Here is a 23363-nt window from a genome sequence, read left to right as displayed (position 1 = left end):
TTAGAATACATAGTAGTAAAACAGATAATTTATATCTTTGCAAAGCAGTTACAAATTAGTCAATACTATGAAAAAGTGCATTATATTTCAAGTCCATTATTTAATATTGATTTGTCTTTTTATCCCTTGTGTAGCCATCGCACAACCAATTTGTCAAATTCAACGTTTCTCCGCTTATAACGGATTGGCACAAAGGTCTGTCACCAACATCCTGCAAGATTCCAAAGGATTTATCTGGTTTTCCACTTGGAATGGCTTAAATAAATTCGACGGATACACTTTCAAAAACTATAAAGCATTTCCGGGAGACGGATGCACCTTAACCAGTAACCGCATAGCCAAAATCATACAGACACAAACCTGTGACATCTGGTGTCAGACTTATGACTCACGAGTCTATCTGTTCGATAGCCGCCGGGAAAAATTCATAGACATCTTACGCCCTTATGAAACCCCCAAACAGCAGACCTACGCTGTGCAGAATGTCTATGCACTACCTAAAGGAGTAAGTTGGATTGTATGTAATCGTGGAGCATTCCGCATCGACGAACAAGCATACAAGGCTCAGGAAGGAGAAGGAATAACCTTATATAATATCGAAGAGAAGAATCTGAAAGGAGATCAAATAATCTCCATTTTTCAAGATAGCGATGGTGACGAGTGGATATTAACCAACAAAGGAGTTTCTATCATTGGTAAAAAGAAAATAGAATCCGATATTCCATTCAAGAATATCAAAGAAGATAACGGCAATATATACCTAGTATCTGCCAACAACCAGTTAGTAATATATCTCCCCCAGACACAGCAACTTCAATTTCATGAAATGCCCTTTTCAACCTCCAATACTATCAATTCTATCAATAGACTGGGAAAAGACAGCATAGGACTTTGCACAGACAACGGACTCTATATTTACTTTGCAAAAGATCAAAGATGCCAGTTAATAGATCCCCGTACTCCTACTAATCCCTCCATCGAAGTTTTGTCTGTATTCAAAGATAGCTTCGGAGAATTATGGCTATACTCCGATATGCCCGGAGTAGTGCGTTACAATTTAGAAACAGAAGAGAAGCAACATTATATTACTCCGAAAGAAGACCTGCCGAAAGCCGAACGCTTAAGCCGCGACCTGATATTTGAAGATAAGCAAGGAACACTGTGGATGGTCCCACATAGAGGTGGATTCTCTTATTATGACCGAAAAAACAAACAACTGAAATCTTATTATACTGATTATAATAATCCTGATACAAAATTCACCCCCGTTATTCTGAACTCTTTTTTAGATCAACAGGGCAATCTCTGGATATGCAATCACTGGGATGTTACAAAAATCTCATTTTCTACATACGCATGCTCTCTGCAAGCTATGGATACCGGTTTTGAGACACGTGCTTTCCTGATAGACGAAAAAAATGAGCTTTGGACAGCCAGCAAAAAAGGATATGTACGAATTTATCAGCCGGATGGAAGTTTGAAAGGATATCTGACCCCCGAAGGTACCATCAGTTCACAGCCCATATCTTTCCAAAAGAACATCTATTGTTTTATGGAAGATGAAAATGGAATCATCTGGATGGGAAGTAAATTGGATGGTCTTTTCCGATTAACAAGAGACAGCAAAGATCATTTTCAGATACGTCAATTTACTCACCAGGAAAACAATCCGTATAGTTTGAGCAATAATAGTATTTACAGTATTTATCAGGATCACCAGAAACGAATCTGGATAGGTTGCTATGGTGGAGGGCTAAATTTATTAGAGGAAACAGCTGAAGGAGAAATTCGTTTCATACATAATGATAATCGGCTGAAGAAATATCCTAAAGGCCATTTTACCAAAGTACGCTATATCACTGAAGTTAATAATGCCATTCTTGTCTGCACTACGGAGGGCTTGTTGACTTTCTCCAGTGAATTTAAACAACCGGAAGATATCTGTTTCTATAGAAATCTACGCCATCCAGATGAAGTATCCAGCCTCAGCAGCAATGATGTTACCTATGTCTACACAGATAACAGGAAAGCAACTTACATTCTTACATTTACCGGAGGAATCAATAAAGTCCTTTCTGAAAATCTATTAAGTGAACACATCGAATTTAAACCTTATACGACAAAAGATGGTTTACCATCTGACCTCGTCCAGTCTATGATAGAAGATAAAGAAGGAAGCCTATGGGTAATTTCAGAAAATGCACTCACCCGTTTCAATCCGGAAAAGGAAACATTTGAATATTATGATAAAAAGTACATGCAACAAGAGCTTTACTTTACAGAGGCAGCTCCTGTGCTGGAAAATAATCAATTGCTATTAGGAACAGATATCGGAATACTCAAAATTAGTCCCGAACATCTTCAGAAAAGTAGTTATGCCCCTCCCATTGTATTCACCGGTTTTAAAATACAGGGAACTTCCCAGAATTTAGATATCAATGATCTGAAAGAACTACGGCTGAAACCATCCGAGCGTAATGTTACTTTCCAATTTGCAGCTTTGGATTATGTAGCGCCGGAATCAATCAGCTATGCTTACCGTCTGAAAGGATTGGAAGAAAAATGGAATGAAGTGGATAACAGCCGTTCAGCCAGCTATATCAACCTGCCTCCGGGAGAATATGAATTACAGATACGTTCCACCAACAGCGACGGAGTATGGATGGAAAAAGCACGTATCCTGCCTATAACCGTACTTCCAACCTTTTGGGAGACATACTGGGCATGGATTCTGTATGTCGTATTATTCGTGTTATCCACAGCAACTATCGTCTATATCATTCTCTACATATACCGGTTGCGTCATCAGATAAATATTGAACAACAACTGGCAAATATAAAATTGCGTTTTTTCACCGATATTTCGCATGAATTACGTACTCCGTTAACGCTCATAGCCAGTCCGGTTACTGAAGTTCTGGAACACGAAACTCTCACAGCCAATGCCCGTAAACATTTAACCCTGGTGCACAAGAATACGGAGCGCATGTTGCATTTAGTAAACCAGATATTGGACTTCCGGAAAATAGAGAATAAAAAAATGAAAGTGCTGCTGGAAAAGACAGACGTCCTCAGCCTATTACAAAAAGTAATGGATAACTTCCGCCTTATTGCTGAAGAAAAGAATATCAATTACCAATTGGAAACAAACCAGGAAGCTATAGAAACCTGGATCGATCAGGATAAGTTTGAAAAAATCATTTTTAATTTGCTATCCAATGCATTCAAGTACACTCCGGCCAATAAGTCTATCACCGTCATTGCCAATGTAGAAAGTAGCAGATTAATTGTTTCTATAAAAGACGAAGGCATTGGCATTGATCTTCAAAAACAGCAAACACTTTTCCAACGCTTTGAAACATTGGTAAAATTCAACATATTGCAGCCCTCGTCAGGCATAGGACTATCACTTGTTAAAGAACTGATAGAATTACATTGTGGCAACATTGAAGTAAAAAGTCAACCCGGTGTAGGCAGCGAGTTTACCGTTATATTACCAATGAATCAAAAAGTTTATGAGGGAAGAGAAAATACAGAGTTTATATTGAATGACGGAAATTCAGTCCCCGCTGAAAAGAAAAATGAAATAAGACCCATGGTTGAAATAGCTTCAATGGCTGACATTACTCTTTCAGAGACAGCCAATGAACCGAATCAGATATCGAATGAAGAAGACCCCATATCCATCTTAATTGTCGAAGATAACGTAGAGCTAAGAAACTTCTTATCAGATATCTTGTCAGAAAGTTACCGGGTAATCACCGCCACCAATGGACAAGAAGGATTGGACCAAGCCCGGGAATATATTCCCGATCTGATTATCAGTGACATTATGATGCCTGCTATGGATGGCCTTGATATGGTAAAGAATATTAAGGAGAACAGAGAAATATGTCACATACCTATCATTCTGCTTTCTGCCAAATCATCACTGGATGATCGCATATCAGGACTGGAACAAGGGATAGACGATTATATCACCAAGCCCTTCAGTGCAACGTATCTAAAAATCCGTATCAAGTCTTTGCTTCACCAACGTAAAGAATTGCAGGAAATCTACTGGAAAGCATGGTCGGAAAAATTAAACAATACCCAGGAAACCACTCTGGAAGAGAAACTGACCCCCTCGCAACCTCAGATCATTTCATACGATGAACAGTTCATGCAGCAAGTGATGCAAGTAATGGAAGAACAAATGGAAAACTCGGAACTTACAGTCGACGAATTTGCCCAGTTACTGAATTTAGGACGTTCTGTCTTCTATCAGAAGCTAAAATCCATTATCGGTCTGTCTCCCGTGGACTTCATACGCGAAATCAGGATTAAACGTGCCGTACAATTAATAGACAGCGGAGAATATAACTTTTCACAAGTGGCTTACATGACAGGCTTCAACGATCCTAAATATTTTGGAAAGTGTTTCAAAAGACAAATGGGAATGACGCCTTCGGAATACAAAGAGAATAAACTACGTACTCCCTTATAATTAAAGAAAGAGAAACAAAAAGACCTTGTCTGAAAATAAAAGTCCGGGCTTCACCATGAAACCCGGACTTCTTTTCAGAGAGGATAGTTTATCCTGAAACTAATACCTGTCAGATTATTTTGTCCACCATCTCGGATCTCCTACTTTACCATCCCCTTCAAACTTAGCTTCCGGTTTAAAGTGAAAATCACCATTCTTTGGATCTTCAAATAACTCTTCTGATGAGATTTTTAAGATTTGAGCATCGGTAAACTTCTTATCATTTTCCTGGAAATCAGAAGTTAAATAACATCCGGCAAAACTCAGATACTTGGAATAGTCGCTATTACCAGAATTCATTTTACCGCCCTTATTATCTCCCGTAAAAATTACCCCTGTTACAGTAATTTCTTTCGGTTGCTTATCCAAACGCAATAATTTAGGCATGTTAATATCATAGTTACAGAAAGTAGATTGAGTAAATGTAACTTTATCTGTCTGTACACGTAAATCCATAATCTGATCACCAATATTCAACAGAGTAGTATTGGTAATAGAAATAGTACTTAACGACTTCAACTTACCGATATTCAAAAGTCCATATCCACTTAAACCCACATTCTTAATGAAACAGTTACTAATAGCAATTCCTTCAACTTCAAGATTACCAGAATTGGTACGGATAAGACTTCTTGGAATTTCACTAATGTTGCATCCCTCAAAACTTACATTCTTAAAGCCGGTGCTACCGCCAAGTTCAATCATAAATTGAGACTTACCATCGCTGATAATATCCATATACTGTACATAGAAGTTATCCATAAGAGCAGAGAATGTAAACTTGGTCATATTTAATACAGGCATCTTACCTCCTACCACGTTACCGGCTATATACAAGTTCGCAACAGTTTCGGGAATTATAAATTCACCAACCTCATAAGTTTGTCCACCCGTAAATGACAAAGTCACATCGCCAGCCGGTGCACCCGCCAACAAGGCATTAATATCATCACTTGCTTTTACTGAAATAGTCGTTCCTTTGGAGGATCCCAAAGTCTTAAATTTATAAGAACCTCTGCGAGCCTTCTCATTGAAGATATACGTAATATAATTAGTTCCCGGTTTAAGCCCGTCTATTGTTAACTCACCAGCTTGTTTTTCTGTTGAAGTGAGTTCGTGTGCTGTAGCCCAAATCGTATCAGTTTTTGCCTCTTCACCCTCGATCTCAGTCTTTACTAACTCACCATACTCAATACGCGTAGCTGTTTTTTCTGCCTGCCAATTCAAAGAGACACTGGTAGTTCCCGGAGTAACGGTAGTAAATATCTGCTCGTCTGTAGTGTCAAAACACAACTGCACATATCCCGATTCCATCCCGGTATTTCCATTGACAGCTTTCATACGCACCGAATAACGTGTCGTACCATTCAGATCCGTAAAAAGAGCACGATATTCCGTTTTTATTTCAGAAGCTTCTTTATTGTAGGCATTCATTGTATCTACAAGAAGTTCTGTGGTAAATACTATATTGTTAAAAAGCAAACTATCACCTTCACTGAAATCAAATACATACTTTGTAGCATTTGTGACTCCCCTGAAACTCAAAAGAGCAGAAGTTGGATTCGTTTCTTTTACTTCAAACTTCGTAGAACGGAATAATCTGTCATGACTGGGATCCACTTCCCATTCATTAGCTTCCTCGCATGCTATCACCGAGAATGTGAGAATTCCCAGCAAAATATAATAGAAATTTCTAATTTTCATAAGTTTATTCTTTTAATAATTATCATATTATTGAGCACTATTATCATATCCGTAAGAATTGGACAAATATCCCTTAGACTTATAGATATCATCATAATAGATAGAGAACAAGTGACGATAATTACAAACTCCATTACCTATTTTGTAACCATTCAATCTATCCTGAATCAGAGAACCATACTTCAATGTACTCAACAACTGACTATAATCATAAGATTTTCTCAGTCCTGAAGCACATACCAATATTTTTGTAGCATTCTTGATCAAGCTATGATCTTTGTTTATATCCGTTTCCTTCACATTCCAGTAAGTCTCCGGAAACCATTTTATTTCCGTATATACTTTCTCATCCGGATTGGCTGCTCTCTTAGTATAAAAATTAATAGAAGAGAAATCTATAAATTCTCCATTCTCATCGTACTTGAAATACAGTTTATTGGGAAACTCTTCAGGTTGATAAGTCTTATCAAAGATTTCTACGGGATGGCTACCATCCAACATATAGAGCATAGCCACTTTCATCTCCTCAATCTTAGAATCGAGTAATCCCCAACGAATCAAATCGAGTTTACGGATACCCTCACCACCAAACTCCCATGCACGTTCGTTGACAATAGCATCAAAGAAATCTACTTTCTTATAGTCCATAACAGCTTCCGCTCCTGAACCAAATGCACGTTCACGAACCATCTCCAGCGCTCTGGCAGCACTAATACCAGCCACATCACTTACTGAATTTTCACCTTTACCTAACATATAGCGAGCCTCAGCAAACATCAAAAGGATATCAGGATAACGCATCACAATCCAGTTGATGCCTGTCGGAGTACGAGCCGTAGCGGTCAATGCGATTGAGCGATAAGATTCGGCAGTCCAGAAGAAAGACCATTTACCCAATCTCACAGACATAATATCATTCTGCATTACTTCTTTGATAGTACCATCTTTTTTGTAAACAGGCCAGTAGCAGGCATAGTCACGACGCGTGTCATTCTGATCGAACGAATAGAAATAATAAGCATTAGTACTAACATAAGTACCGCCAAAACCACGCTGGCCATATCCCAAATTACCATCCATGGCACGTCCCATCAAAGTACCTATATCACCACTATAGCCTACTCCATTGGCTACCTCAAACAAGTTCTCATTATATGTATTGGCTTTCAGACCGCAGACTGATTTCCAGATATCTCCATAATCCGGATCCAGTCTGTGAGGATTTTCCGGATCACCTATAATCTCAGCACACTGCTGTTCGGCAATCTCGTAATAATCCCTCCAATTGGCAGGACGACCTATAAAATACTCTCCTACTTCTTCCATACCCGGATTCTGCTCAGTATTGGAATAACGTTCCACACTCGTATTAGCCGGGAATTCCTTACCATCACGTACAGACCAGCCTCCGGCAAAAAGAGCGATACGTGCCAACATCCCCTTCGCAAACCCTTTAGTTATACGCTCACTATTATAATCAGCCACTTCGCCAACCCAAGGAAGGTATTCTATGGCTTCTTGCATGTCTTTTACAATACAAGCATATATACTGTCGCGGTTGATTTTACCCATATAGACATTGGAAAGGTCCGAGCTTGACATACCTTCTTTAAAAGGTATATCTCCCCAACGACGCACAAGTTCAAAATATGAAAGAGAACGAAGTACCAAAGCTTCACCCATATAACGCTTCATAGCCGTAGTGCCATTATTGAAAGCTTCAGAAGCACGAATACCATCTACTGCCGTGCTGGCAAGTTCTGCCATTTTAAAGATATATCCCCACTGCAATGTTTTATTATACCAGTCACACCAGTAATTGGCCGCACCTGAATCACTCGTCTTGTCTGTAGCCGGATCTTCCTGATAACCGCTTGCCTGCTCAATATCAGAAACTCCTTGCCAGTTTACTGACATTTTCTGACCATATACATAGGTTCCGGCCAATTCCGAATATACTCCCATTATGGCAGATCGAGTCATTCCCTCATTCTCAAATAAGTTCTCCTTGCTTTGTTCGGAAGGAGAATCCGTATTCAAGAAATCCTCGCAGGAAGTGAATAGCATCATTCCTGCCGTCAGTATATATAATAGATTATATTTTTTCATAAGTATAATAATTTAGAAAGTTAGATTTAAACCGAAAACATACGATTTGGACTTCGGATAAGCTGATCTATCATAACCCGGTGTCATAGCTTTACCGGTATTTACTTCAGGGTCTTGTCCACTATAAGCAGTCCAACAGAACACATTGTTAGCAGTAGCATAAACACGCAGAGACTTTACTCCGAATTTTGTTGTAAGCATCTTCGGCAAAGTATATCCTAAAGTCAATGTACCCAGACGCAGGAATGACCCATCTTCTACTGCCCAATCCGTAGTAATGGAGTTATTCATCAATGGATGCCAGATTGTAGCGTTTGCATTGATTTCCTTCAGACGTTCGGGATTAGCATAGTCACCATAATAAATATTCAAACCGGTTACCGGATCAATAGTAGTAAAGCGATTTTCCAGCTTCATTTCAGTGCTCATATTCTGATACCTTTTGGCTCCTACATAAGACGTATAGTCAATTTTATTCATATTCAAAATATCATTGCCATACGACCAGTTAAACATGGCGGTCAAGTCAAATCCTTTCCAACCAGCATTGAAACTAAAGCCACCGGTGTGTTTAGGCAAAGCATTTCCAATTACTTTACGGTCATTGTCTGCATCAATTACACCATCGCCATTCAGGTCTTTCAGCTTCAGATGCCCCGGTCCGTAATAACCACCTCCTTTAGAAAGTACACCAAAATTGTCCGGAGCAATATTATTACCATTTTCATCTTTCTTCAGTACCCATTTCTTCGTAGCCTGATCAAAATCAAAATCATCGAAAGAATACATGCCATCACAGACATAACCATACATCAAACCTGTTTCTTTCCCTACGAATACGCGGTAGTTATCACTTCCCACTTCTGTACCTCCACCAGAAAGGATCATCACGTCTCCGTTTGCTCCATAAAGAGCATCCACTTTGTTCTTATTGAACGAGATGTTAAAGTTAAAATCCAGGAAAAAGTTTTTCGTATTAATCAGATTAGCATTTAATGTCAATTCCACACCACGGTTGGTTGTCTGTCCTAAGTTCTGATATTGAGTATTATAACCGGCATTAGAAGGCAACTGAACCTCCATAATCAAGTTCTTGGTTACATCATTATAGAAATCAAAAGTCAAGTTCAGGCGGTTCTCAAACAACCCCAGATCAAAGCCGACATTTGTAGAATATTTAGATTCCCAAGTAAGGTTTTCGTTGCGCAAACGCGTACTTGGTTGCAAACTGCTCTGTCCTATTTCATTCTGATAATATAAGTTCTTAATATTGGTCACCGGAGAGTAAGTCTGACGCCAATAGGAACCTACACGGGCATTACCGGATTTACCATAGCTAAGACGCCACTTAAAGTTAGACAACCAGTCTTTGGTAGCTTCCATAAACTTTTCATCAGACATACGCCATGCAGCTGAAGCTGCCGGAAAGAGTCCCCACTTATTGCCCGGAGCAAATACATTGGTACCGTCGGCACGCAGTGTGAAAGTCAGATAATAGCGATCTTTAAGTATATAATTAGCACGACCAAAATAAGACATACTTCGGCTCGGCTCGTTAATCGTTGTATAAGTAGGTTCTGACGTACCATTGTTCCACATAGAAAGAATATCATTCACTCCGTAATCACTTGGGAAGTAATCAGCCGTGATTTGCATTTTATCTTTCTTGGAACTTAACGCTTCCATACCTCCCATAACATCAAAACTATGATCTTTCATTTTGAACTTATAGTTCAGCAAGGTACGGAAAGCCCAATTCTGTCCGTTCCAATATTCACGGACACCTACAGGCTGACCGGCAGTTTGGTTTGCCTTACTTGTATTCTTCAAGTAGACATTATCCGTACGGTCAAAGCTAAATCCGTAAGTACCTTCAGCACGCCATTGCAATCCTTTTATAACATCCCATATCAGAGCGGCATTATAAGAATTGTTGAATTTAGACTGCTTCTTATACTCGTTTACAATATTGAAATAAGGGTCATTCAGGCTACTGATATTTTCAATGATACCATCGTCTCCACTTAAATCTTCATCAGTAAGGTCTGTCAGAGTTCCTATTGTAGGATACTTCACACAGTCACGCAACTTAGAACCACTTGATACACTCGGACCGTCAATCGTAGTATTGGACATCTTAACATTGAGGTCCATTCTCAGCTTCTTGTTGAATTTCTTGTTTACCTTCAAATTGACATTGTCACGACGATACTGCGAAGTCTGCATAATATAAGTTTCATCGTCATGCGTATAACTAAGACTATAGACCAGGTCTTCACTACCTCCATTGATATTCATATTGTAGCTCTGTTTCAGACCTGTCCTGTCGAACAAATCACGTTGCCAGTTTTTACCAACTTTTGATTTATAGATATCTATATCTTCCCACTGCCCATAACGATCGAAGAAACCGGCATTCTTCGCCGGATCCAACTCTCTCTGAAGATACACATATTCATAGGGAGAAAGAACTTCTGTTTCATTATAAAAACGATTGAAACCCAGAGAGGCATTCAGGCTTATTTGCGTTTTACCAGCACGGCCACTTTTAGTAGTAACCAAAATTACACCATTAGCACCTTTTGCACCATAGATAGCAGTAGAAGAGGCATCTTTCAATACGTCAATGCTCTCAATATCCGTAGGTGGAATATCATCAATACCACTTACCTGAAAACCGTCTACAATGAAAAGAGGTTCATTGCTTTGTGTAATGGAACCACCACCACGCACACGGATGCTAACCGTAGCATCGGGGGAACCTTCTGATGTGATAACGCTTACACCAGCCAGACGTCCTGTAATGGCACTTGAAGCAGAAGTTACAGGAATGTTTTTCAAAGTACTTTCACCTACAGAAGAAATAGCACCGGTCAAATCCTTCTTGCGTGCGTTACCATAACCTACGGCAACTACTACTACTTCGTCCAGTGTTTGCGAATCATCCTTCAAGACAATCTTCAAGGTCTTTCCGGTTACCGCATCCACTTCTTCTGTTTTCATACCTATATAGGTAATAACAATCTTTTTTCCTTTACCTGACACATTCAGAGTAAAATTACCATCTAAGTCAGTGATGACACCATTCTGGCTTTTGCCTTTTTCCATAACAGTGGCACCGATAATCGGCTCTCCTTCCGAATCAGTCACATTACCTTTTACCGTAATGTTTTGAGCAAACACTCCAATAGGCACCATTAAAATGAATGCCAGCAGAAGTAACCTGCTCTTCATCTTTTCGATTTCTTGTTTCATGATAGTATTATTTAGTTAAACAATAAGTACAGTGTTTTTCGTAAAGCTTTTCATTTCTTAACTTAACCTGTGTTATTAATTCTTTTGCAAAATTCAGAATTAGAAGGATGATTAAAGAGTAAAATCATCCGAAAAGAGAGTAAAAATTAAGCTATAGCCTAAAACAGAGCAGTTTTAACAAAAAATCCCGGACTTTCACAAGCCCGGGATTCTACATGCAAAAAATGTCAATATGTTATAGTGGCATTACAATTCATTAACTAAAGAGTACCCTCTGTTCCTAATGAACCATAACGATTGACAGCACATACTTTTAAATTTCCTTTTATTTCAGATGACAAATTATAGATCGGCTCTTTTGTAAAACCTATAACACGGTCATTATCAAAAATGACATATCCGGCAGCAGCAGGTACTGCTTTCCAACTAACTTTCAGCCCCTTTTTCTTCAACTTTGCGGGAGACGGCAATTTTTCCATCATCACACGGGGATCCCATCCGTCATCTCCCGGAATTATACGTTCGTATACATAGCCATCCGCTTCTTCCTTGGTGATTGTTGCACGACAGGAACCTTTCGGCGGATTATCCGGGCCACGTCCGTCATATTCAGTCTTACGTTGGCTCAGGTCAAGTATATTACCTTCAGCATCGCGACTGTCATACTCTGCAAATAACCCCGGAATAGCACCCATGTTTGTCCACCCCTCGGGAGCAAGAGGAATGCGCATAGTGGTATGTATATAAACAGCACGAGGAGAATTATGCCACGGACGTCCTAACTTTTGTTTACCATCGGAAGCAGCGGCATTACCATCCACTATACAGTTGCGAAATACATATCCGAACCTCACATTTTTATGGGAGGGAGCAACTATTACAGAACCACTGCGTACATTATATAATGTACAGTTCTCAAGCAAAGCATCTCCACTGCCATAAAAGTAATCTACCGCGCCCTCAATCCAGCAATCTTTCGCATAAAGACGGTGAGAGTCAGTTCTGGAAGTCATCCAGGTGTCCTGAAAAGATCGAAAAATGCAATTATTGTATGCAGCACAATCAGCTTGGCTACTCATAGCCAAAGCTTGAGGACCATTTTGGCTATCTACCCCCCAGTCATTAAGATAAGAGATATTCTCCGTATAAAAATGGGCTCCCTTCACATAAACAACGCTGCCTTCTAATTTGTAAACTTCGGAGAAAGGATTATGAACAGAATGTTTCCAGTAAGCGGTTTTCTCGGGTGCAGTACCTTCTTCGGGTTTTCCGCCCACATTGAGAAGGTGACGGATGATCGTCTTATCCTTATCCTGCCCAATGAGATGAATGTAAGTCTTGGTCTCAGGGATAATTACCTGTTCACGGTACGAACCGTTCTTTACGAAAATGAGCCATGGTTCCCGCCGGTTCTCCGGTGCCGCATCTACGGCAGACTGAATAGTTGCATAGTCGCCGCTGCCATCCTGAGCCACTACTGCCTGAAATGGAGAGACTGCTTCCTTATCCTGTGCACATCCTCCGGATAAGATTCCGACAAGTAGTACAGTAAAAATAATCTTCTTCATACTTCTATGTTTGATAATTGTTTCTTAATTTCTATGGTACCAGACTGTTCATATAGACTTCCAAATTGGTATAACCTTCCTTACTCAATGTAGTAGTAATGCCATCGGAAGCATCCTTCGGATTCAGCCCATGAGCCGTTTCCCATACATCCGGAATACCATCGCCATCAGTATCTCTTAGCTCATCGGCTGTAACACCGCCATTCGTTAATTCCGGCCAGGCGCTAGTAGCTCCCTCCGGTTTCACATCTGCCGGTAAGTCGATCAATCCGGGAGCATTTTCAGCACCTTTCGTCACGCTGCCAATGTAAGTAGCCGTACCGTTTTGGGTTTCTTCTATAATACGTATATCTATAATATCACGTTGTTTGGAACAGCCTGCATGGGCCAATACAAGATCATACGCCTGTTCGGCGGTATGTGTAGTGACAATGCCTGCATCCAAAGGTTTGACCAGACGCATCTCTTTCTTCACTTGCTTGGTGAAAGTATTATCGCAGGATGAGTTGTTTATTTGTTCGTAAATACCCTTTGTCCAGTTATCCTTGGTGACTTCCTTATTACCTTCGATTACGTTACCGTCCACATAGAATTTCCCCCATACATGTTCCATAGGTTTCCAAACATTAGGTTTACCATCCGCCTTGGTACAATATTTCGTAGTACGCACTCCAAGAGCGGCAATACGATAGCGTACAGGACTTTTTTTGGGAGTAGCCGGACCCGGTTTATAATAATTGTTCACGATGTTCACATGCATTCCCTCTCCACCGTAGCAGCCATTTCCCGCCCAATTATAAAAAACGTTGTTCCGCATATCCACATGCTCACGTTCCTGAGTGAAAGGACGGGGACCAAGTCGGGGAAAACGACTTTCATGGTGTGCCAGCAGATTATGATGAAAAGACGCTTTCGCTCCTCCCCAGATGGCTCCATATCCGTGTTTTCCTTTGGCATGACCGGCCGTCCGAAGGCTTTCGGAAACAAGACACCACTGAACAGTCAGGTTTTCACCACCGTACACCGAACAACACTCGTCTACCGACCAACTGATAGAACAATGGTCTACAATAACATTCTTGCAATCGGTACTTCCAAGTCCGTCGGGTTCTCCACCGCCTTCATTGCCGACACGAAACCGTACATAACGAACAATAACATTGTTGGCATTAATAGTTACCGGACGTCTGGCAATACAGATGCCTTGCCCCGGCGCCGTTTGTCCGGCAATAGTCAAATCTCCGTTAGTGATTCTTAAAGGTCTGTTCAGGAAGATAGTCCCGGCTACATCAAAAACCACCGTACGTGCACCTGTTTGTGCAAGTGCATGACGTAAGGTTCCTGCCTGCATTCCATCTTCCAATGTAGTGACGTGATAAACTTTACCACCGCGACCACCGGTAGTATTCCGGCCAAAACCTTCAGCGCCGGGGAAAGCGATTAATTCTTCCGTACCGGATGCTGATTCATCATCAGAAATAGTAGTCGCTCCTGCCGGTATTCCACCTAATAAGAACAAGAAGAGCCATAAAAGGCATAAGTCCTTCATCTCTATTACTCGGTTTTTCATTTTGTTTTTCATATACTTCCTCTTATAGATTTGTTTGTTGGTATGCAAAAGTGAGCAATCATGAAGAAAGTAAGGGGTAAAAACTGGTAGAAAAGGAGGAATGATTCATATACTTTATGGAAATAAAGTGAACGGCCTGTCCGGTGAAACCTCTGTTTCACTCTGACAAGCCGTCCGTCTCCCGCCACGGGAGTGCTTTCAGCTAGGTAAAAACGATGAAAGCAATGTTTATAATCTGTTCTGAATATCTGAGTTACTATTACGCTGTCCCTTGCTGCGGATATCTCCACCAAACGTGTAGGAAACACCGATGCGGAAACCGGTAAAGGCAAACTGATTGTCCGTCGTCATCCGGACTCCATTGGAAACGGTTTCAAGCTTCGAATGGCTAACCAGAATGTTATTGACATTCAGGCTAAGACTGAGCTTATTATCCAGCATGCGATAGAGCAAACCCGCACTGACACCATAAGTAGGTTTTATCAGATATACTCCACTATACTGGCGTGAAGTAAACCAACCTGAAAGCGTTCCGATAAATGTCTTCTTCGGATTAAGGAAGAACGTATTGCGCAAACTGGCATTATAAGCCCATCCTTTCTCTTCGGCTGATGTGGAAGCGGCACTGGAAGTTGTACGGCTATAGTTTACACCGTGCTGAGCATAAGCTTGCATCCATTTTGTACGGAATGTATAGGAGTTATTCAGCCCGAAAGAGTGTGTCTCCATAAAGTTATCCCACAGGAAAGAACTGACGTTCGTTTCCGGATCCAGACCTACAACCTGAAAGAATACATCGTCCGAATAAGAATAAAAGGCAGAGATATTGAGATTGTTCTTGAATGTATATCCCAATTCGGCATTGTACGTATAACTCGGCTTCAGGTCTTCCTTTCCGCAAGCATAGGTGTACTTGTTCTGATAGAACGGGAAAGGGTTCACCATATTCTGTGAAGGGCGGGAAATGCGATTGGACAAACTAAGGTTCAACGCATTCTGCTCATTGGGTGAATATAGGAAATAGAGTGTAGGGAACAGACGGGTATAATCGTGCTTGTCCGTCGTATTCTCCGACTCAGAGATACCGGTAGTACGGGTGTGTTCCATACGCAAACCCAGCTGCATGGAGAACTGCTTGCCAAACGCGCGGTTATAGTCAGCGTAAAGAGCATAGATTTGTTCTTTATAGTGGAAGTAGTCGTCCTGCACCAGTGTCGGGTCCGAAGTATCATAATTGATACGGTTACGGGTATTCGTGAAAGAAACCTTGGCACCTGCGGTCACCTTATACTTCTCAAACGGAAGTGTAAAGTCGAGTGCAGAAGAGAATACATCTACTTTGCGATTTTGCAAATAACTGTAATCGAAATTGGTTCCGGGTATGGTTACACCATCAGGGGTCTGAGTGTCAGACAGGAATCCCATGTGGCCATCCCTCTTATCATACAGATAATCCACATCCCAGGTCATCTTTTTACCCTTATCATCCCAGGACTTATCGGTATGGAAATTCAAATTGATGCGGTCGGCTTTAGTTCCTTCTTCACTGTCAGAGAATAAGAGAGAGTCCAGACGGGCAGTAGCCACATCATAAACTTCCGTAATAGAAACTGCTTTGGAATCTTTAGGGTTGTTGTGATTGTAAACGGCTTGCAAACCTAACGTCCAGTTGCGTTCCAGAGCAAAGTCCACACCTGCCTGGCCATAATAACTCTGCATGTATTTCTTATAATCCGTACATCCATCCCAAGTATTCAGGGCAAAATAGCGACGATTCGCCTCGCGGGTCTCATAGTTGCCTTGCGTAGTGCCTGCATTGATAAAGGAAGATACACGACCTTTACTGATATTCAGGTTTACACCACCATAACCGTAATTTTCCTTTTCGCCTGCATTATAAGAAGCAGATACCGTACCTCCCAGATAATCTTTAGGGCGTGACTTCAGGCGTATATTGATAATACCTGCATTACCAGCCGCATCATATTTGGAGGGCGGAGTAGTGATTACTTCCACTTTCTGTATCTGAGAGGCGTCATAAGAACGGAGATAGTCAATCAACTCGTCACCTGAAAGTTTCGTTTCACGATCATTGATATATATCTTCACGCCTCCTTTACCTATGATATCAATACTGTTCTGCCCAACGCGCAAACCGGGCACTTCACGCAAAAGGTCGAGTGCATTTCCCCCGGCAGTAGCAATGGCATTATGTGTATCAAAAACAACTCTGTCCACCAGGCGCTTGATTACCGGACGGGCTGCCGTAACGGTTACTTCATTCAAAAAGGTAGAAGAGGATTTCAGGGTGAGCATACCTATATTCTTATTTCCCTGTAGGGAGACGGGTAAATAGATATCTTCACAACCTATCAGAGTAATATGTAACAGATATTCCCCTTTAGGTTGAGTAAAGGTAAAACACCCTTGTGCATCCGTCAGCATACCCGTAAGATAAGTACTGTCTTTAGCCTGTTTCAACAGAATGTTTGCTACTTCCACCGGCTGATTGTTTTCGTCCTGTACGCAACCGGAGAGTTGATAACTTTGAGCAGAAATAGAAACTGCCACACACATGATAAGGATTAAGAATGTTAGTCTTTTCCCGATAGTCTTCATTGAATTTGCTTTCATCGTTCGATTGATTTAAATGTTTCACTTTTCGTTTTTACCTGATGCAAAGTTAGGGGTGAAACATGTCTCAAACACTCTATATCGGGATATAAAAGTTCTATATCGGAGACACATACAAAGCTAATTATCAATACATTAAATTTACATTTCTCTATATTTGCCTTTTGAGAGTCTATATACTATTTATATACATGAACAGGCGCATCCATTTCCGCTACCGCGTAATACCTATTACCGGGATCGCGTAATACCTATTACCGGGATCACGTAATACCTATTACCGGGACTGAGTAATAAAAAGGCCCTGACAGATATCAATAAGGCTGTACCGTGAACCGGAAACAACTTTTATTTCATTTCGTGCGGAAAGGAATTATTTCACCACAGATTACACAGATTAGCACAGATTTAATTTATTAATAATCAGAGATATCTTCCCTAATCTGTGTAAATCTGTGTAATCTGTGGTGCATCATAACCCGATAAATACGAATACACATAAGAGTGTGCGAAAAGCAGGTAATATTTGTTATTTCTCCAGAATAAAACCGACTATGTCCTCCTTCTCCCCCATTCCCAGCTTCTTCCGGATATTCGTCTTCCGCTGATAAATAGTCGGAATGCTTTGCTGCGTCACTACACTAATTTCTTTTGTAGAGAACTCTGCACAAAGCAGACAGCAGAGCTGCTGTTCTTTATCTATCAGTACAGAACCAAAACATCTGTTCATTTGAGTATAAAAGCCATCGTATATACGATCGATCACGGGATACAAATCCTCCCATACCAAAAGACTTTCTACGGGTAACTCCCGGTTCGTAATGCCGGATATGCGGCGAAGTAGTTCTTGATTTTGTGATGTAGGCTGCGTAGCGACCAAACGAATAATGCCCAACTGTTGCAAAAGTATTTTTCGGAAAAACTGTCCGTCTTCCACTTCCTGATTGACATTTCCGGCAGTCCCCGGTTCACTGTCTCCCTTCGTAGCATCTGCCAGCAAGCGGTTCAGTGTTTCGATTCGCTCTTCTGCCTCAATCAGACGATGACGACGGGCCCGGATATAGAAAAAGGCACCACCACCCGTAACAACCAGTAACAGCAAACAAGCTAACAGCGTCAGTTGCGCTTCCTGCCGCTCTACCGTCAGCTGCAAATTGGCATTCGAAAGTGATTCCTTACTTTCATCCTTCCGCCGAATGGTACTTTGCAAGGCATAAAGGGCATTGTGGACAGAATCATTATAACGCATCACCTTCAGGAAATCAAATGTACGATGGCGTGTATAATCTATCAGTCCCTGATAATAAGTCATCATATTTTCTGTAGTTAAAAACTTCTCCTGGTGGTCAAATAGCGCTCTGCCCTGATCGAGGTAGTATTGGGCTGAATCCAACTCTCCCATTTTCAGGAAACATTCCGTCAGCACCAAGTCAGTCATGGCAACCTGTTCTTCATCAGACGCTAAATTCCGCAGGCGTTTTGACACTTCTGCCGACCTTTTATAATCATTTATATAGGATAATAACTGTGCATAGTTTCGCAGATAATGCACCAAGCGCATCGTATCTTTCTTTTTCTCCACCAGTTCAATGCTCCGGTCCATATAGTAAGGAGCAGAATCATTTCCCTGCAATCCCATGGCAATGCCCAAAGAATAGCACAGGCCTTCATCTTCACGAATGGCAATCGCTCTGAGATGTGCTTCTATTGCCTTTTTATAATCCTTCTCAACGTACACATACCTGTTTGCTTTCTCAGAAAGCATATTGACCATCAGATAAGTATCTCTACATGCCGTAGCCGCCGCAATACCGCTATCCAGTACAGCCATAGCCTCTTCATGCTTTTTCTGCCAATATAAATATTTGGATTTCAACACGAATGAATTCAGCATCTTTACCGTGTCCGGACCGGCGACAAAATAATGAAATGCCGGCAAAATCAGGGAGTCTTCCGCCATGGAGGCTCCCCGTACATTATGTGCAAATGTACGCAACCAGCCATACAACATTTTTTCCTCGAACGGCAACCGCTCCGGATTCTTGATTAACGACAGGAGTTTCATTGCACTATCCGCATTACCATAAACCACCGCATCCGCCTGGCGGAGCAAAGCAGTACTATCGGTATGCCTGCAAGCACACAGCAGAATACCACTTACAATAAAAAGATATAAGAGTTTCTTCATGTAGTATAGACCTGTACGGCCAACAAAAATAGATTCTTCTTTTTGATATTACTGCACAACAGCCTCACGTAATTGCTGCAAAGCCTGCTTCAGCACTGAACGGGGACAACCGATATTCAACCGCATAAAGCCCTCTCCCGGTTGACCAAACATAGTTCCGTCATTCAGAGCCAGATGTGCTTTCTCTGCAAAAAGTCGGGTTAATTCTTTCTGTGTCAGCCCCAAAGCCCGACAATCCAGGAAAACAAGATAAGAAGCTTGCGGGCGTATCATGCCAATGCCCGGAATATGTTCTTTCAGATATTCTTCTGTAAAATCTATATTCCCTTTTATATAATCAAGCATTTGCTCCAACCATTCTGCACCATGCATGTAAGCAGCTGCCGCACCGATATAGGCAAGCAAATGTCCTTCAGAAAACTCACCCGCCTCCATAAAGGTCTGAAAACGTTCACGAATATCCTTATCAACAGTAATCGCATACGAGCTTCCCAATCCGGGCATATTGAATGCTTTACTGGGAGCCATGAAGACAAGTGAGTTCGATGCTGCTGCTTCGGAAACCGTAGCAAACGGATGGTGCTTATAAGGAGGCAAAGTCAGATCGGCATGAATCTCATCAGAAATCACAAATGTTCCATTACTATAACAGATAGCCGCTATTTCTTTCAACTCTTCTGCTGTCCATACACGTCCGCCGGGGTTATGGGGATTACAGAGAATCAACACTTTACAACCTTGCAAATCTTTACGGAAACGCTCAAAATTAATATGATATTGTCCATCCTGTAATTCCAAGGGTGAATATACCACTTCACGCCCCATACGTTCAGTTACCAAGAAGAAAGGATGGTAAACAGGAGTCATCACCATTACCTTATCCCCCGGATTAGTGAAACATTGCAGGGCAAAAGCCTGCCCGCGAACGATTCCCGGAACGAATGTCAGCATCTCTCGGGATATATCCCACTGATGACGGTCGTGAAGCCATGTACAAATAGAAGTATACCACTCTTCACAAGCAAAAGTATATCCCAACACCTCATGTTCCAGGCGCTTTCTTAAAGCATCCATCACGAAAGGCGGAGTACGGAAGTCCATATCGGCCACCCACATAGGGAGCAAGTCATCACGCTCCCAGATATTCTTTACACCGTCCCACTTCACCGAGTTAGTGCCACGACGTTCAATGATTTCATCAAAATTGTATTTCATTGCTGTTTGTTTTATATTCTATATTCCTGTAAATCAAGATTTCATTCTTCATCCGCAGATAGTGCGGATAACGCAGATTTCTTTTACTTCAATTTATAAATCCGTGTAATTCTGTGTCATCTGCGGATGAAAAATTACCGCAAAAGAGCTATGTTAAATCGGAAACACAACAAATACCGCCACATCCCACACTGCATGCGACACAATCAATGCTCCCAATTTCTGCGGATACAATCTGTAAGCCAATCCCCAGATAGCACCAACCACCAACGCCGCCATCACCAGCATAAAGTTGAACGACCAGATATGTACCAATGCATAAACTAATGTTGTCACTATAAAACCGACATTCGGGCTCCAGCGCTTCGAAAGTGCATTCTGCACATATCCCCGCCAGAAGATTTCTTCGGCAGGACCTATCAATATGAGTAGTAATATGGAGAGTAACCAAGGATTTTCACCGGTTTTCATTCCGTAAATCAGTTCCACCTGCGGACGGGCAAAGTCGAAAAGCCAGGCGGAAGCCTTATCTCCCAACCAGAATACTCCCCACAAAACAACAGCCAATCCCACCCCTCCGGCAATATTCTTCCAATCGAACTTCACATCTTCTATCCACCACTGCGGACGAAGCGCAAAAGCCATATTCATCAACACAATAGCCGAAAAGCTCATGGCCGTCCAGAAATTGAATATTCCGCTTGTCCAGGGAGAAAACATAAAGAACCACAAGAAAGCAGCTATCAATAAAGGAATAATAATTCGTTTCATACTATATCAGGAATGTAACAGTAAACAATAAACTGAACAAGAGTTGCAGTTTCGCCGTCTTTTCATCCAGATTGGATATGACACCAATCCCTTCTTTCGGCAACCGCAACATAGTCCGTGCATTGGCTATTGCAGGCAGAATTCCTACTATCGTCAATAAAGACCACCACGGAAAATATCCCAACGCTACACAAGCCGCGATCCACAGAAACGGGAAAAGCACCTCGAACATATATAGGAAAATATCCGTCTTCACCCCAAGCCTCATGGCAAGAGTACTAATCCGGGCCCTTACATCCGTACCTATATCACGCGTATTATTAGCATGCAGGATGGCTACTGTAATCAATCCCACCGGAACGATTATCAACCATACATCAGGCAGGAATTTCCCCATAGTAATATAAGATATACCCAAAGTAGGAAGTATGGCATAAGCTACAAAAATAACGAAATCTCCGAAAGCCCGGTATTTCAGCCACGGATAAAGCAGTGAACACAAAGCTCCACAAACACCTATCCACAACAAGGGAAGCCCCGTACGGACTACCAGCCAAAGACCGACCATCACCGCCGGCACCATCAGGCCTATGGCCAGGTTGCGTATCTCCAATGGCATGAATTGCCCGCTTGTCAGGGTCTTCACGCCAAATGTATCCACCCTGTCCACTCCCCGTTCAAAGTCGAAATAATCACTCCACGCATTTCCCGAAGCGTGGAAAATAACAATACCGACCAACCCTAACAGTCCGTTCGCCCATTCTATTACCCCGTATGCCCAATACAAATATGCCAGCGTGACAATCACCGGCATTGCTGATGCCGGAAACGACCAGGGGCGTACAGCTATCAGCCAATCTTTTAAGGAATGCTTCTTCATTTGCGATTTAACTGCGTTCAAAAACAGCTTTTATTATTTTATTAATGTATAATGACTATTTACGATTTCTTTAGGAGACAAAAGTACAAAATATCCTCACTTTTGAGTACTTTTGCATCCAAGTAAAATAGAAATTATATGATTAAAGCCCTGTTTTTTGACATCGACGGCACTTTAGTGAGTTTTAATACCCATGCTATTCCCCAAACCACCATCGAAGCCATCGCCGCTGCCAAAGCCAAAGGCATTCGGATTTTTATCGCTACGGGACGCCCCGCAGTTATCATCAACAACCTTTCTGCCTTGCAGGACCGCGGATTAATAGACGGTTATATAACCATGAACGGCGGATATTGTTTCGTAGGTGAAGAAGTGATTTACAAGAGCGCGATTCCCGCTGCCGACGTACAGACATTGGCACGCATCTCCTCCGAACAGAATTTCCCCTGTATCTTTGTGAGCGAACATGACGTCTGCGTCTGCCAGCCGGACGAAATGGTGAAAAAGATATTCAACGACTTTCTGAAAGTAGATATCATTCCGGAAAAGACGCCCGAAGAAGCTATCGGACAGGAGATTTTCCAGATGACTCCGTTTATCACACTGGAACAAGAGCAAGTGATTCTTCCTCAATTGCCTGGTTGCGAAGCCGGACGCTGGTTTCCTGCTTTTGCCGACATCACTGCCAAAGGAAACACCAAACAGAAAGGCATTGACGAAATCATCAACCACTTTGGTATCCGCCTGGAAGAAACAATGGCATTCGGCGACGGCGGCAACGATGTAAGTATGCTGCGCCATGCCGCCATTGGAGTAGCTATGGGAAATGCCGTGGATGAAGTGAAGGAACATGCCAATTACATCACAACTTCGGTTGATGAAGATGGAGTAGCCAATGCACTTAAACATTTCTCCATTATATAGTCCTCTCTAATATTTAAAGT

The 23363-nt window shown here is 41.6% G+C and carries 12 protein-coding genes; 2 read left to right on the top strand and 10 right to left on the bottom strand.

Going from position 1 to position 23363, the window contains the following annotated elements; genetic code table 11:
• Positions 1-67: 67 nt before the first annotated feature.
• Complete coding sequence (locus K6V21_RS11400) at positions 68-4486, top strand: two-component regulator propeller domain-containing protein (protein ID WP_224321830.1); 4419 nt, start codon at positions 68-70, stop codon at positions 4484-4486.
• Between the two features lie 114 nt (positions 4487-4600).
• On the opposite strand, the gene K6V21_RS11395 is transcribed toward K6V21_RS11400, so the two are convergent.
• The 10 genes from K6V21_RS11395 to K6V21_RS11350 all read right to left on the bottom strand — a co-directional run bounded on the left by K6V21_RS11395 (position 4601) and on the right by K6V21_RS11350 (position 22419).
• Positions 4601-6229 carry a DUF5123 domain-containing protein gene (locus tag K6V21_RS11395; protein WP_224321829.1) on the bottom strand — a complete coding sequence of 543 codons (1629 nt, stop codon included), beginning with the start codon at positions 6227-6229 and terminating at the stop codon, positions 4601-4603.
• A 27-nt stretch (positions 6230-6256) separates the two neighbouring features.
• Positions 6257-8338 carry a RagB/SusD family nutrient uptake outer membrane protein gene (locus K6V21_RS11390; protein WP_224321828.1) on the bottom strand — a complete coding sequence of 694 codons (2082 nt, stop codon included), beginning with the start codon at positions 8336-8338 and terminating at the stop codon, positions 6257-6259.
• A gap of 12 nt (positions 8339-8350) precedes the next feature.
• Positions 8351-11593 carry a SusC/RagA family TonB-linked outer membrane protein gene (locus tag K6V21_RS11385; protein WP_217714159.1) on the bottom strand — a complete coding sequence of 1081 codons (3243 nt, stop codon included), beginning with the start codon at positions 11591-11593 and terminating at the stop codon, positions 8351-8353.
• 260 nt (positions 11594-11853) lie between these two features.
• A complete protein-coding gene (locus K6V21_RS11380; protein ID WP_224321827.1) occupies positions 11854-13161 on the bottom strand; it encodes a pectinesterase family protein in 1308 nt (435 codons plus the stop codon).
• Between the two features lie 31 nt (positions 13162-13192).
• A complete protein-coding gene (locus K6V21_RS11375) occupies positions 13193-14743 on the bottom strand; it encodes a pectate lyase (RefSeq protein WP_408912818.1) in 1551 nt (516 codons plus the stop codon).
• Between the two features lie 216 nt (positions 14744-14959).
• Positions 14960-17365: an outer membrane beta-barrel family protein gene (locus tag K6V21_RS11370; RefSeq protein ID WP_224321825.1), complete on the bottom strand. Its 2406-nt coding sequence runs from the start codon at positions 17363-17365 to the stop codon at positions 14960-14962.
• 529 nt (positions 17366-17894) lie between these two features.
• A complete protein-coding gene (locus tag K6V21_RS11365; protein ID WP_224321824.1) occupies positions 17895-19553 on the bottom strand; it encodes a helix-turn-helix transcriptional regulator in 1659 nt (552 codons plus the stop codon).
• A gap of 48 nt (positions 19554-19601) precedes the next feature.
• A complete protein-coding gene (locus K6V21_RS11360) occupies positions 19602-20768 on the bottom strand; it encodes a MalY/PatB family protein (RefSeq protein WP_224321823.1) in 1167 nt (388 codons plus the stop codon).
• Between the two features lie 153 nt (positions 20769-20921).
• Positions 20922-21539 (bottom strand): CPBP family intramembrane glutamic endopeptidase, encoded by a 618-nt coding sequence (locus K6V21_RS11355; protein ID WP_026367752.1) that lies wholly within the window; start codon positions 21537-21539, stop codon positions 20922-20924.
• Between the two features lies 1 nt (position 21540).
• Complete coding sequence (locus tag K6V21_RS11350) at positions 21541-22419, bottom strand: prenyltransferase (RefSeq protein ID WP_217714166.1); 879 nt, start codon at positions 22417-22419, stop codon at positions 21541-21543.
• Positions 22420-22557: 138 nt separating this feature from the next.
• Between K6V21_RS11350 and K6V21_RS11345 the strand changes: the two genes are divergently transcribed.
• Positions 22558-23343, top strand: a complete 786-nt coding sequence (locus tag K6V21_RS11345; protein WP_217714167.1) for a Cof-type HAD-IIB family hydrolase — start codon at positions 22558-22560, stop codon at positions 23341-23343.
• Positions 23344-23363: the final 20 nt, after the last annotated feature.

The organism is Bacteroides cellulosilyticus, from assembly GCF_020091405.1.
Taxonomy (GTDB): domain Bacteria; phylum Bacteroidota; class Bacteroidia; order Bacteroidales; family Bacteroidaceae; genus Bacteroides.
This window is presented reverse-complemented; position numbering and strand designations above follow the sequence as displayed.